Origin of the sequence: Brevibacillus sp. SKDU10, from assembly GCF_001645205.1 — a bacterium.
GTDB classification, from domain to species: domain Bacteria; phylum Bacillota; class Bacilli; order Brevibacillales; family Brevibacillaceae; genus Brevibacillus_B; species Brevibacillus_B halotolerans.
Genome location: NZ_LSSO01000037.1, coordinates 1 through 13,207, shown reverse-complemented (window position 1 = coordinate 13,207; position 13,207 = coordinate 1). Strand labels below are relative to the sequence as shown.

The 13,207-nt window shown below is 38.3% G+C and carries 8 protein-coding genes; 3 read left to right on the top strand and 5 right to left on the bottom strand.

Annotated elements, in window-relative coordinates; translation table 11 throughout:
* Window positions 1-1,583: 1,583 nt before the first annotated feature.
* Both AYJ08_RS03645 and AYJ08_RS03640 read right to left on the bottom strand, forming a co-directional pair.
* A complete protein-coding gene (locus tag AYJ08_RS03645; RefSeq protein ID WP_231928988.1) occupies window positions 1,584-2,225 on the bottom strand; it encodes a L,D-transpeptidase family protein in 642 nt (213 codons plus the stop codon).
* A 444-nt stretch (window positions 2,226-2,669) separates the two neighbouring features.
* Window positions 2,670-3,512, bottom strand: a complete 843-nt coding sequence (locus AYJ08_RS03640; RefSeq protein ID WP_064016630.1) for a M15 family metallopeptidase — start codon at window positions 3,510-3,512, stop codon at window positions 2,670-2,672.
* Window positions 3,513-4,037: 525 nt separating this feature from the next.
* Here AYJ08_RS03640 and AYJ08_RS03635 point away from each other — a divergent pair.
* The 3 genes from AYJ08_RS03635 to AYJ08_RS03630 all read left to right on the top strand — a co-directional run bounded on the left by AYJ08_RS03635 (window position 4,038) and on the right by AYJ08_RS03630 (window position 6,849).
* Entirely contained in the window at window positions 4,038-5,501 is a 1,464-nt protein-coding gene (locus AYJ08_RS03635) for a BglG family transcription antiterminator (protein WP_064016629.1), read from the top strand.
* Window positions 5,502-5,761: 260 nt separating this feature from the next.
* Window positions 5,762-6,085: a hypothetical protein gene (locus AYJ08_RS24290; protein ID WP_231928987.1), complete on the top strand. Its 324-nt coding sequence runs from the start codon at window positions 5,762-5,764 to the stop codon at window positions 6,083-6,085.
* On the top strand, window positions 6,076-6,849 hold the full coding sequence (locus AYJ08_RS03630; RefSeq protein ID WP_231928986.1) for an ETX/MTX2 family pore-forming toxin: 774 nt from the start codon (window positions 6,076-6,078) through the stop codon (window positions 6,847-6,849). The genes AYJ08_RS24290 and AYJ08_RS03630 overlap by 10 nt, the downstream gene beginning before the upstream one ends.
* A gap of 152 nt (window positions 6,850-7,001) precedes the next feature.
* Here AYJ08_RS03630 and cyoE read toward each other — a convergent pair whose 3' ends face one another.
* From cyoE to AYJ08_RS03615, 3 genes are all read right to left on the bottom strand, one after another.
* Window positions 7,002-7,856 carry a heme o synthase gene (cyoE, locus tag AYJ08_RS03625; RefSeq protein ID WP_064016628.1) on the bottom strand — a complete coding sequence of 285 codons (855 nt, stop codon included), beginning with the start codon at window positions 7,854-7,856 and terminating at the stop codon, window positions 7,002-7,004.
* 256 nt (window positions 7,857-8,112) lie between these two features.
* Window positions 8,113-9,123, bottom strand: coding sequence for a class I SAM-dependent methyltransferase (locus AYJ08_RS03620; RefSeq protein ID WP_064016627.1), 1,011 nt, complete (start codon window positions 9,121-9,123; stop codon window positions 8,113-8,115).
* 16 nt (window positions 9,124-9,139) lie between these two features.
* On the bottom strand, window positions 9,140-13,084 hold the full coding sequence (locus tag AYJ08_RS03615) for a non-ribosomal peptide synthetase (protein ID WP_064016626.1): 3,945 nt from the start codon (window positions 13,082-13,084) through the stop codon (window positions 9,140-9,142).
* Between the last annotated feature and the right edge of the window lie 123 nt (window positions 13,085-13,207).

Below are 13,207 nucleotides of genomic sequence, written 5' to 3'. Positions count from 1 at the left end.
GCTCCCAGACAAATCTTCGTTGCGTAAAATTAAGGAAAACAAACGTCTATCTTTCACAATCTATTCGATCAGAATTTATATTAAATACGGATGGAGAAGAGCTATGGCTTAAGCCATTTTTAAACAAATAAGACCACCAAAAGTTATATCTACAAACGTGTTTCTGGGTAATAAAAAGGGGAAGAAGTCGTGATCTAAGAAAATGGAGTAGAAATGTAATTATTTTCTGTCTCCAAACAGGCAGAGACAGTGGCAAGTTATCAGTTATCCATGACATCTGAAATTACCTGCTTACCTGAATCAACTCAATTCAATGAACCTAGTCAAAAGGAATGGTAAACATTTCCGGTTAATAATGATTTAAAGAGATAGTATTCGATCCAGGTGAGTGAAAACTTATGAGTAAGAATGGGTTCCAGAAAGAATGTAGAAAAGTAATATTGAATCGTTATCAGTAAAGGTATTAAAGAAAATCTGATCATTTAGGACATATTTGAAAAATCTATGATATCCATATTTAAGTCATTAGGAAACAAGAAACGATGAAAATCTGTAATCCTTTAAAAATTCCTAATTTCAGTTCTTAAAACAGCCATTTCATGAACTGAAATTTAAAAAATAAATTCGATTCCTTTGACCAACACTATCCCATTAGCTTCTCTTCTGTATGTTCAATTATGTATGTTGTGTATGTTGATGTAACGTGCTTTTTATCGTAACAAGTTTCAGCATGACAAAAATGATGAGAAAAAAACTTGTCCATTTGATGTTTACCAATAGATTCAGCTTCCACGATCGTTGTTCAATAATAGCTGTAGTTATACAGTGCCACTAAAGCTCTTAAATTACTTCCAAATATCACTTATGTGAATAAATCAATATTATTTAAGCTGCTTATAATTATCACTTATGATACGTAAACATCCCAAGGTATCTAATGAAAACCTCCAATCGAATACAACTCGTATTATCATTTTTATATACAGGTACCAAATGTCGATTGGCTGCCTCATTGTATTTTCTTTTTGTTTTATTTGTTTACATAATATATATTATCGGACTCAATGATCCCGCTATAAATTACGCCATAATGAGATCTATTGTCTAGCAATGATGCTATAAAAATGAATGTAAGCAATCAATCAGATGATATACTTACTTTTTAAATAAAAATCTCATTATTTTCTGGTTTTAGCCTTCTTAGGTAGAATTGCATTCAAGTTTCCAGATTAGGTTATGAAACATCAGTAATCAGGCCCCATTCAGAACGGAACCGCGGTTTTATAATGGATGTAAGGAAGATGCCCTGTAACCACACATGTTGCTCTTGCTAACGGTGATCGCGTATACATTGGTGGCCACAAAAGGCATCCACAATGGTATCAATTTGTTTGTATTACATTTGAACCATATTTCCTCTCGACAACCAAACATCGACAAGATTGTGGAATGACCCTTATTCGAGTGTCTGACTGTGTTATTGGAGTAATTGGGAAATCTGGGAATCCAGGAATTAGTGTAAAACTCTACTCCCCGTTTACACCATAAAATGTTTGAGCCGTTTTTGGTATTGCCTCTTCTTCTTACTCCAGCAAACCAAATTCCTCATAAACCCTTTTTGAAACAACGCCGTTCTGTGGCAAATGATGATCGCGTTGAAATTTTTTGAGAGCCGCAGTTGTATTTGAGCGAAACTTTCCGTCACATACTCCATTGAAATATCCAGCGCTTTTCAAACGTGATTGAATCAGCTGCACATCTCCACCGACATCCCCTTCAGCTAAATATCTCGGATTATGATTGGGGTCCCCTAATACATGCCCATGAATCGTAACTTTTGTTCCGATGGGAATCATATTGAACAATTCAACGACGTCTCTATTACGCATACGGATACAACCGTGGCTCAGATGCTGTCCAATGGAATGGGGCTTGTTCGTTCCGTGAATACCATAAATTCCCCATGGGACATTTAATCCCAGCCAGCGTGGACCAAAAGCGGGTCCCCAGTTTTTCCCTTTGTATATGACGTTATATTCACCAACCGGTGTAGGGGTAGATGGATTGCCCACGGCAACAGTATAAGTCTTAATTTTTTGATCCTGTATCCGCACAATTAGTTGGTGTTGCTGAGGATAAATTTCAATAGAAAAAATCCCCTGACTAACTCCAATAGGTAGCGATGGTTCCGCATGAACGGGCTGGCAATTGATTACTGCAACCATGATCAGATTGAGAAAAGTAGCTACAATGCCTCTACAGGAAGGATATCGTAAATTTCGTTTCATCATTTCATCACTACTTTATTTGATAGTTATCCAATATCGTGTACAACGTTAGGCTGTTTTTGTTAACACTCAAGTAGATATCTCCAAATAACATGGAAAAATCATGCATGTGTCCACACGCGATATTTGTCGAGATATCCCCCTCAACGAAGGTAATAAAATCACATTCCTATATATCTTAACCTCTTTTATTGCTTCCAATACGAACTAACAACCCACATTTGCCGTATTTGTGAGCAATAAAAATGAAGCAGCTGCGCTAGCACACTACTCCACTTCTGTTTTCCTGTCGTACATTATTCAGCCTTACCACTCAGCAATTACTCTTTCACTGTTGCTTAATTTAGCCTAAAGCTACATGTGTATGTACATTCCTCATCACTATTTTCTAGGGTATACGGTCACTATTACCCCATCTATGTTGTTTCCTGAAATTTCATAGTCACAATTTTCTGGTATGTTGATCGTAAAATCCGGGTCGTTGGAAACTGGATAATAGTAAATATGATACGTTTCGCCATGATCATGAAATGAAATCGATTTTTCTGCTTTCAAATAATCCAAATACTCTTCTAATACAAAATCATGCTCCTGAATAATAGCGCTGTGTGGCCACCCAACAAAGCGGTAATGCCAAGGTTCATATTGCGTGCCCGTAATCCCTGCTTTTTCTTTTGGATAACGTAAAATAAAACCATATTTATAAGCGTTCCTTTTAAGCCACTTTCCCTCAGACGCTTGATCCATCTTCATTTGCGTAGATCCGATATCAAGAGCCAAGCCTAAATTGTGTTCGCTATATCCATCAGGCAAAGCATAATCGGAGCCTAATTTTTGATAAAGCTCATTTTGTTCTTCGCTGCTTCGAAAACCACTATTAATAATAAAATGCTCAACGTTATCTCTTTTCGCGTCACGTACCAGCTCCATAAAGATTTGAGCCACACTCTTTGATAAATAAATATGCTCGTCAAATAATCTATATCCCCTTATCAATTCCTTATGGTTCGAAAGATTGACCACATCAGATTTTACGCCTTCTTTATGAACCGGAATTTCCTTATTAACTAATAATAGATTACCTTGATGAACCTGATCCTTAGAAATTACTATTGTTAGGCTATTTTTTTCGGAAATCTCTGTTTGCGCTCGACTGCTTTTATATAAGTTAATTATTGTATAGACCAGTAGCAAAAGTATCGCAAAAAATAAAATCTTCTTCATTGTTCAGTTTCCTCCTTACTCTTGTTTTTCTAGGATAGAGAAAACTGTTTAAATAAAAAGTAGGATAAAAATAAAATTTATCTTAAATGTAGATGCCTTGTATATCCCTTTATTTTTCTCTCGCTTTTCTCACATTTTAATCTCAACTAACACCCCCCTATTCTCTTCAGGGTTCATTCTCCATTTTGTCAAAGAAATAATCTCTTATTGCCTAGATTTGTTAAGGAGCTTGGGAATAATTCCCGATATATAAATTACAGGATCTCCCTATAAAAAATCATAATTAAGCTTCTGTTACTGTCGATCGAAGACTAACATGTTTTGATACAATCACGAGTTAACCCCGCTCCCCCTGAAAATTTGTAATTTTTATGACGTATTAATTATTTTTTTGTATTTGTTATTTATTTTAAGATAAAATATATCCTGCGTTTTAGCCTGCAACGTAAATCCTAAACACTACAACACACCTTACAGGAAACCATATAAATAAAAGATATAAGATTAGGAGGAATATACAAAATAATGCTAACATTATATTTAGAAAAAGGAATTCTTCGCTGTATCCAGCTTGCTAAACTAATAACAAGTGAAAATAGATGGTTTACCATCTCGGAGCTGGTGCAAAAATTAGGAGGTTCAAATCAAACCATTCGGAAAGACATTTCATTTATAAAAGAAGTATTACCCCCAACCTGGGAGCTTACTTGTCAAAAAGGTAGAGGGATTCAATTAATAAAACCCTCAAGCTCTTCTAATAATGAATTGATCTGTTCGCTATATAGACGATCGGTGGCATTTGAAATATTTGACGAGCTGTTGCAAGGTGATGTAAAGACCGTTTGTCACTTGACGGAAAAACTATTTTTGCAACCCCGCTCTGTCTACACCCATCTTAAAAAAATCCAGAAGCATATCCAGCTTTACGGTTTGCATTTAGAAAAGAAACCTTTGAGGATTGTGGGTAATGAATCACAGATCATCTTGATGTTTTATGATCTGTACTTACAAGCCTATTCAGACCATGAATGGCCATTTACTGAGATCAATCAAGAAGTTATTCTTCGTTATATTCACCGTTTTGAAGAACTAGCCGGTATACATTTTCATCAGAGTTCCAGACGAAAATTATCTTTTTTTCTAACGATTTTCTTTAAACGCAAGCAACAAGGGTATGTAGTAGAGTTAGAGCCTTGTAAAATAGATACTTATGTACATACAAGTATTTATCAAAAGATGTCATTAATAAGTGAAAAATTACGCAATGAACTCAATATTTCTTTAACAATTGATGATACCGTGCTGATAACCATTGCTATTAATGCTTCTCGGTACACTTTTAAGGATATTAATCTTGCGAAACAAACGTTCCTCCACTATTTTAAAGAAGGAAAAATAGCCATCTATCAATACGCGAAAGAATTTATTACCATGCTAGAACAAGAAACCGGGCAACGCTTAACTGAAAATGAAGAATTCATTTTTGACATATGCAATTATTTAAGAAGAATTCCTTATCGTTTCCAACGCTTGTCCATGATCAAAAGACCAGAAAAAATAACCACAAAGTATATTAAAGAAAAGTATGCTAATACGTTTGAACATGTGAAAATCGCCTTTGATACCTTTGTTCAAAAATACGGGTTGGCTAGTAATGCTTATGAGGAAGAGATTGCGAAGGTTACGTTGCGTATAGAGGCCTCTAACATGCTGGCTGCAACTGCTCACAAAAAGGCACTGCTTGTGATTGCAGAAGGTGATAGCTGGAAGGCTTACATAAGAGCCGCTCTGATCCAGCGTTTTGGCGGAAAGCTTCAGTGTGTGCAAAAAGATATTAATGACTTTACGAAAGATGAATTACTATCAATGGGTATCGATTTGATTATTACGACGACACCTCTGGAAATCGAAGGTATATCAACAATTTGTATCAATCCTATTATTTCGCAAAGTGATATTGAAAACATACGGGATTTTATAGACGACTAACATCCTGTCTGCTTGAAAACAACAAATGCCCCCCTAGATAGCTCGTATGCTTCTTTAGTTGAGAAGCTAACAAGTTATCCAAGGGGGGTTTTTAAAATGTACATTTTTGTAGTATTCCTTATAGAAAACAACTTTTGTCAAAAATAGTTTTTGCTATAGTGAAAATCAGTGTAGTTTTAATACGATTTAACTGTAAGAAAAATTCTCAATTAAAGGAGAAATTATTGATCCCCAACAGGAGCATCTATGGAGGTTTTATTATGAAGAAAAAACTTATCGCTGCCGCCACAGTATTGACTCTCGCAGTAACAGGAATAGAAGCAGGCATCCCCGTAAATGCCTTAGCCTCTGATCACGTAAAAAATTATGTATTGCAAGATCACATAGAATCCAAAGTATTTGATTTAGAATCATTGCTTTTTAAGCATACCAAAAATGACATGTCTCTTCCCGATCTAAGCACTTCTACTAGAACGGTACTAAATTTAGATACCTTACAAGCAGATGTAGTCTTCGGTGAACAAGAAGTCATTGCCGATTCCTTAAATAAGAAAACAAACTTTAAGACGCGAATGTGTTTATAAATGAAGACCCTGAGCCTCAAGCGTTTCCAACTAGAGAAATATTAGAAAATGTATCCGATACTCACTCTAAAACGATAACACAAGGCTTTAAAGCAGGAGCAAGCGTAAAGGCAGGCTTTGACCTAGGCTTTACCAAGGGAGACGTTACGCTGAACACTGAGTACAATAGAACGAATCAGGAAGGCAATACAACCGTTACCTCCAAAACGATTAAGTACCCGTCGCAAACCATTACAGCTCCGGCGAAATCTGTAGTAGTATTAGAATATAGTTTAGAAGAGAATAAAGCGAAAGCGTATACAGATGTAAACGCCGTGTTATCTGGGGAATATGAGAAAAAGTATTACTTTATTCCTGCCCATAAATTTATTCCTGATCCACTAGGTATTGGCATTCTGACTGACCTAATCGAGACTGGCGATATTAAGCCGGAAAAGGAAAAAACACAAAGATTTAACTTATATGATGAATTAGCTAATAACGATTTACTCAAGGCTGACGATCCAGTGACACTAGATGAAAAGAATAAAAAAGTCATTCTAAATGGTAAAATCTTAACCGATTCATCTGTTTATAGCGATCGATTTATTATTAAAAAGAAAACATACTCCCTTGAGGAATATGAACAGCTTCAGAATAGCGGAAAAGGTGGCAGAAGCAAGCGAGATGTTTCTAGCTTAGATGCTGCTCACAAGGACTTGTCGGCTTTAACTCCGATCGATGAAGAAACCTATACTGTTCAGGCTATCGTTACTGAAAAATAGACTTGAAATCATAAAAATTTGCCCATTCCCTGCATGTAATCGTTTCAATAATAACAGAGGCTCATACGCTATAAGTATGAGCCTCTTCTTACTTCATCAACCTGTTCATTATGTTATGTTCCTCTGTAAGACAGCCATTAAAAAAGCCAATACTACCACGTCGTGTTGACAATCATAAGAATAAAGACGATCGATAAATAATTAATCGAAATAAAAAAATTCGTTTTCGCCCAGCTTTCATCATCTTTTACATAGAGCCCCTGCAGGGTGTGAATCAGCCAAATCACTCCTGCCAAAACAGAAACAGTCAGAAAAATAACACCGACATAGCCATAATAAAACATGAGTATGGTAGCCGGGATCACCAATACAACATAGGGAATCATTTGTAACTTCGTACGTTTTATTCCCTTTACAACCGGTAATAGCGGAAATCCTGCTGCTCGGTATTCCTCTACTCTCCGAATGCCAAGTGACCAAAAGTGAGCAGGCTGCCAGAAGAACAAAAGAGCAAACAAGAGCCACGCTCCTATGTCAACCTGATTCGTTACTGCACAATAGCCGATTACAGGCGGCATGGCTCCGGAAATACCACCAATTGATGTACTCCAGGTTGAGCTTCGCTTTAACCAGATCGTATAAATCACAATGTAGACAAACCATCCAAGAAGCGCAAGCCATCCGGCAACAGCGTTAACAAAGGTAAATAACAAGCCTGTTCCCAGAATGCCGAGCAATATTCCATAGCCAAGAGCAAAACCAGGCGTAATACGATCTGTAGCCATCACTCGGTTTTTCGTACGTTCCATCTTTTGATCAAGCTCGCGATCCCAATAATTATTAGTCACGCAGGCTGATGCAATCATTAGCGTAGAACCTATTAGCACCCAAGTCAGATCTAGCCAGTCCACGCTCCATTTGGAAGCTACCCAGAAACCAGCTACAACTGCAAATACATTAAGCAGAAGGAGCCGTGGTTTCGTCAATGCAATCATATCCTTAAACACGAAGTAAACCTCCTGAAATAAGACAAGGTGTCACAAGTACACCTAAGAATATTTTTGAATAACAGAAAATTTCACTAAATTCATACCAATTACAATATCATACATAAAAGTGGTAGTAATTACAACAGACCCTCTCTTTTGTTCATCATTACGCCACTTGGAATCGGCACGAAAATAATCAAATAGTCCCTTTGACAAAAAAATCTTTCCTTTTCGCATCATTAGCTAGTCAGGAAAGATTTTTTTGTCTATAATCTTAGGTTTTTAATACATACAGGTACGTGCTTGTTGGGCCAAACGGAATACACTGTTCGATTGTAAGTCCCGCTTTCTGAAAGGCTAGATCATACTCCTCTTTTGTTGGGATGTTTACATCCATAAATGCATGTACTAGCTCAAAACCTACATTAAAAATCGGTAGCTTTTCTTTCATATAAGAAATCGGTGTTTGCAAGGTATCGGAAATGAGGAAGTATTTCACTTTTGGAAAAACGTTCCGAAGCCTATCAAAAAGAGTTTCTCGTATTTCCGGTATATTAAAAAGATCGTGTAGCATCATAAAACTAGTAACGACCTCTACCTCGCTGAGCAATTCCATATCCTTATGAGATGCGTTGATATCTAAAATGTTTGCATGGAGAAGCCTAGCACGCTCAGACAAGCCATGTTGTTTTATATTTTGTTGAGCTAAAACGATAGCATCAGCGCTGATATCTATGCCAATGCCCCTTCTTTCTGGATAGCGTTTTAGCATGTTGATTAATTTTCTCCCGTTGCCGCATCCAAAATCGCAGATAGACTGAAACGGGATGCTATCTAGGATCTCTCTCAATAGGTTTTCTAATAGATCGCTATTCATTAAATCTGATCCTAGTGCAACCATGCCTTCATCGCGTAGCCCAGATGTTCCCTGCTCACCCGTGTGCAAATCTCCTAACCTACGGAGCATATCGCCATAGGCGCCAACGCTCCATATGAAATACCCTATCTGCTTTCGCATCTCCTCACCAAGTAAACTTAGCTGGATGAAGTCGTCCTGATAGCGGTTAACATAGCCCAGAATCTCTCCAGCCTGCAATAATGCTTGAAGCCGACCTATTTCACTACCCGTCTTACGTGCAATCTCTGTGATTGAAACTTTGCGGTTGCTAATGATATCGAATAGTCCCATTTGGTGAAAAGCATATACTACGTTTGCCCCTAGATAATGGTTAAAAAGCGTTTGAGGATCATGTGTTAGTTTCGTCTGCTCCGTAACCACATTCATCTTATCTCCCATCATTTTAGTTATTCGTGCCTTTTAGAATTGAGTCTATAATTCGTGCATTTTCGGCTAGGTTATTAGGATCAATAAGCATATTCATATGTTCACCCGCTCCTTTATACACATAAACCTGATGAAGAGTGGACCTTTTCCAAGATTGAATATCTTCCTTGGTTGTCTCATTGGAAGTGATGATATGAATATTTGCATTCAGAACGCCTTTATTGATCATTTTATTGGTATAGTCATAGTATTCCTTAATCACATCGATGTTTTGATCTGCCACAGTACGAATACTTTCGCCTAAATGCTCTGCCATTAGATTTACTAGCTTCTGTGCTTCCGTTTGAATTTTTTCGCCATCCAATTGCATAGCCTCTACTCGTAGAGGTGCATCGACTATGATCAAATCGCTTACAGCCAGCCCGCATTCTTCTAATTTCTTGGTAACTTCAAAGGCGAGATTACCTCCAGCTGAATACCCTAATACCACATACGGCCCTTCTGATTGAGCTGCCTTTATATGTTGTATATACTTTTCAATCCGATCTTCCCCTCTAATAAAATCAAAGGCATGTAGAGTACAACCTGATAATTTTTGATGTAGAGCCTTATAAAGTACCCCCTGCCCTGTCATCGGCGGAAAGCAAATGACTTCCTTTGCATCCTCTGTATGATCTCGGAAGGAGATAAATGGTCTCTTCTGAACTATCCCTTTTTCAAGCAATAGAGCCATTTGTCGTACTGTTGGGTATTCAAATACATTTCGAAGCAAAAGTTCAACTTGGAATGTCTCTTTGATTTTGTCAACCAATTCCGCCGTCTTCAAGGAATGACCACCTAGATCAAAAAAGTTCCCTACAACGCTCACTTGCTCAAGATTAAGCACTTGTCCCCAAATTTTTGCTAACTTACTCTCCCACTCATTCTTTGGAGGCACATATTCAATCATCTGTTGTGAGAAGCTTTCCTCAGGAGCTGGCAAAAGCTCGCGATTGATTTTGCCATTCGTGGTTTTTGGGAGAGAATCGACAAAAACATAATAGAGAGGCACCATATATTCAGGCAGCTTTTGCTGCAAATAGGTGCGTAGTTCCGCTGAAGTTATGTCTTGCCCTTCTTCTATCACGACATAAGAGACTAGGGAATCATTATTGATTTTATCGCGATGAACACTTACCTTAGCTTGATTAACACTAGGATGTTGAACTAAGGCATTTCCGATTTCATCGAGTTCAATTCGATATCCTCTGATTTTGATCTGATTGTCTCGGCGTCCAAGATATTCTATTGTGCCATCCACCAAAAAGCGTCCAAGATCACCTGTTCGATATAAACGTACGGACTGATCTGGCGAAAATTGATGGTGTATAAATTTGGCCGCTGTTAATTCAGGCTGATTTAAATATCCTCTGGCTACCCCGACGCCACCAATATAAATCTCCCCTTTTACCCCGATTGGAACAGGGTTCAGAGAATCATCCAGTATATAAGCCTGCATATTGGCAAATGGACGACCTACTTGACTCGGTAGACTTTCCTTTGTACATATATGCACGATGTTAATGATGGAGGTCTCTGTTTGACCATAGCCATTATATAGTTTACGTGATCCCTTACTCCATTCAGCCATGTCCACGGTGCATAGCTCCCCTGCACTCAATACTGTCTGCAAGGAATCTGGCAGCTCATCTGGGGTAAGCGTTGCTAGAACAGAAGGCGTAATAAACATAGTGGTAATCTGCTTTTCATGTAAAAAGGCAACAAGATTTTTTCCTCCCGCTCTAACATCAGGACTTGTCAAGCATAACGTAGCCCCTGCACATAGAGCAGAAAATATTTCATGAGCGGACGCATCAAAACCGATAGAAAAAAACTGAGTAAGCTTACTATCTGAAGTAATCTGAAATCTGTTAATGGTGTCTTCGATTACGTTACATAAGCCTTGATGCTCAATCATGACGCCTTTTGGATTTCCGGTGGATCCTGATGTATAGATACTATAAGCAAGACTGTGGGCATTCGCTTGTGGCGGAAGATTTTGCGTATCTTCACCTAAAATCGCCTCTTGCTCACTATCCAGACAAATGCACTGCATTCCTTCCTTGCCCATCAATTCTTGTAAAGATTGGCTTGTAAGGACGATTTGCAGACCTGAGTCCTGGAGAATATGACGAACTCTTTCTATTGGATAGATAGGATCAATTGGAATATAGGCTCCCCCTGCTTTTAAAATCCCAAGGACACCAACAATCATTTCAATCGAACGTTCCATATACAAACCAATGAGCGTCTCACGTTCTACGCCTCTTTTTCTTAATAAACGAGCCACCTGATTCGCACGATTGTTTAATTCCTGATAGGTAATGATTTGGTTATGATACGTAAGAGCAATTTGCTCTGGAGCTTTCTTTACTTGGGCTTCAAATAATTCATGGATGCAAGCATTATCAGAGAATGGCTGCTTGTTGCTATTCCAGTCAATAAGAAGCTGTTGTTTTTCTGCCTCCGTTACCATAGCCAAATCACTTATAGAGGCTTGTGGATTTTCTAAAATGGCGTAAAGCAAGCGATGCCAATGCTCTCGCATCCGCTCGATCGTGTCTTGACGGAACAAATCAGGTGAATATTCAAAAAATCCTTCCAGCCCTTTTTCCGTTTCAGAAAAACCTGCTGTAATATCATACTTGGCTGTTTCACCATCAATCATCTCAAATTCTACTGTAAGATCTGGCAACTGCAATTTTTCCTCTGGCACATCAACATAAACAAATATAGCTTGAACTAACGGGCTTCGGCTAATATCCGCAGGTACTTTCAATTCATCAATTAATAACCCAATCGGCATATCCTGATGCTTGTATACCGCGAGAGCTGTTTCCCTTACACTATGTAATAATTGAATAAATGTCATATCTTTAGACATTCGGGTGCGGAGTGTACCCAGTGTTAGGAAATAACCCATTACCTCCTCTAGCTCTGCTCGGCTGCGATTGGCAAGAGGAGTACCGACCAAAATATCTGATTGACCTGTGTATCGATATAAAAGCAATTTAAAAGCGGCTAGTATAATCATGAAAGCAGACGCGTTTTCCTTTTGCGCGATCGCTTTTAGACCATTCAATACTTCGAGCGGTGTATGAATAAAGCATCTGGCACCACGGTAGGTAATAGCTGGTGGACGCGGAAAATCTGTACTGATATCCAAGACATAGTCACAGTTTGCTAGCTGTTCTTTCCAAAATGTTAGCAATTTGGCTTTTGTCTCACCTTGTAAATAATTTCGTTGCCATTCAGCATAATCCGCAAATTGGATGGCAAGCTCCGGCAACTGTACGGGGATGCCCGTAAGCATTGATTGATAGTGCAAAGATAGCTCTTTGAAAAAGATAGAGAAAGTAATCCGGTCAATTACAATATGATGTACAGTCATGACTAACATTGATTCTGTATTACTTACGTGAAACAGCTTAAAGCGGATGAGCGGACCATTTTTCAAATCAAAAAGCCGCTGGACCTCTTCTTTCATTTGTCTCTGTAGTTCTTCATCCCGAGTTTCATTTGGAACAAGACGAAGATCAGCCTCTGGCACCGTTACCTGGAGTTCTGGCAAGACAATTTGACGTGCTTGTCCATCTACGCTGTCAAACACGGTACGCCATGCTTCATGACGCTTCACAATCTCATTGATGCTCTTCTCTAAAGCCCAATGATGCACAGTGCCTGTTAATCTAGCGGCTCCATATACGTTATAGGTATGACTTTCTGGATGCATTCGATTGAAAAACCACAAGCGTTCCTGATCATACGAAAGGGGACTTGCATTCGTGTGCCCGCGAGGATTAATCATTTCTTTATTAATCCCAATTTTGTTCACGTCTACATTTTTCTTCTTCAATTGCTTTTCTAGTAATTCACGTTGTTTGTCAGAAAGTGAATTGATACGGTCCGTCAAGCTTTTCATAAAGTCAGCTCCTTTTGATTACATGATTGTTTCAAATCAGTCAGCATTCTGATGCTATTCATAATCGTCTCGTTATCAATGCCAAAGTCCACTAAGCAGGCCACCTCGTCTACACCTATATCA

Excerpts from the sequence above, each read along its gene's own strand:
- AYJ08_RS03645 (WP_231928988.1), bottom strand. The coding sequence starts at position 2,225 with ATGGTTGCAGTAATCAATTGCCAGCCCGTTCATGCGGAACCATCGCTA.
- AYJ08_RS03640 (WP_064016630.1), bottom strand. The coding sequence starts at position 3,512 with ATGAAGAAGATTTTATTTTTTGCGATACTTTTGCTACTGGTCTATACA.
- AYJ08_RS03635 (WP_064016629.1), top strand. The coding sequence starts at position 4,038 with ATGCTAACATTATATTTAGAAAAAGGAATTCTTCGCTGTATCCAGCTT.
- AYJ08_RS24290 (WP_231928987.1), top strand. The coding sequence starts at position 5,762 with ATGAAGAAAAAACTTATCGCTGCCGCCACAGTATTGACTCTCGCAGTA.
- AYJ08_RS03620 (WP_064016627.1), bottom strand. The coding sequence starts at position 9,123 with ATGAATGTGGTTACGGAGCAGACGAAACTAACACATGATCCTCAAACG.
- AYJ08_RS03615 (WP_064016626.1), bottom strand. The coding sequence starts at position 13,084 with ATGAAAAGCTTGACGGACCGTATCAATTCACTTTCTGACAAACAACGT.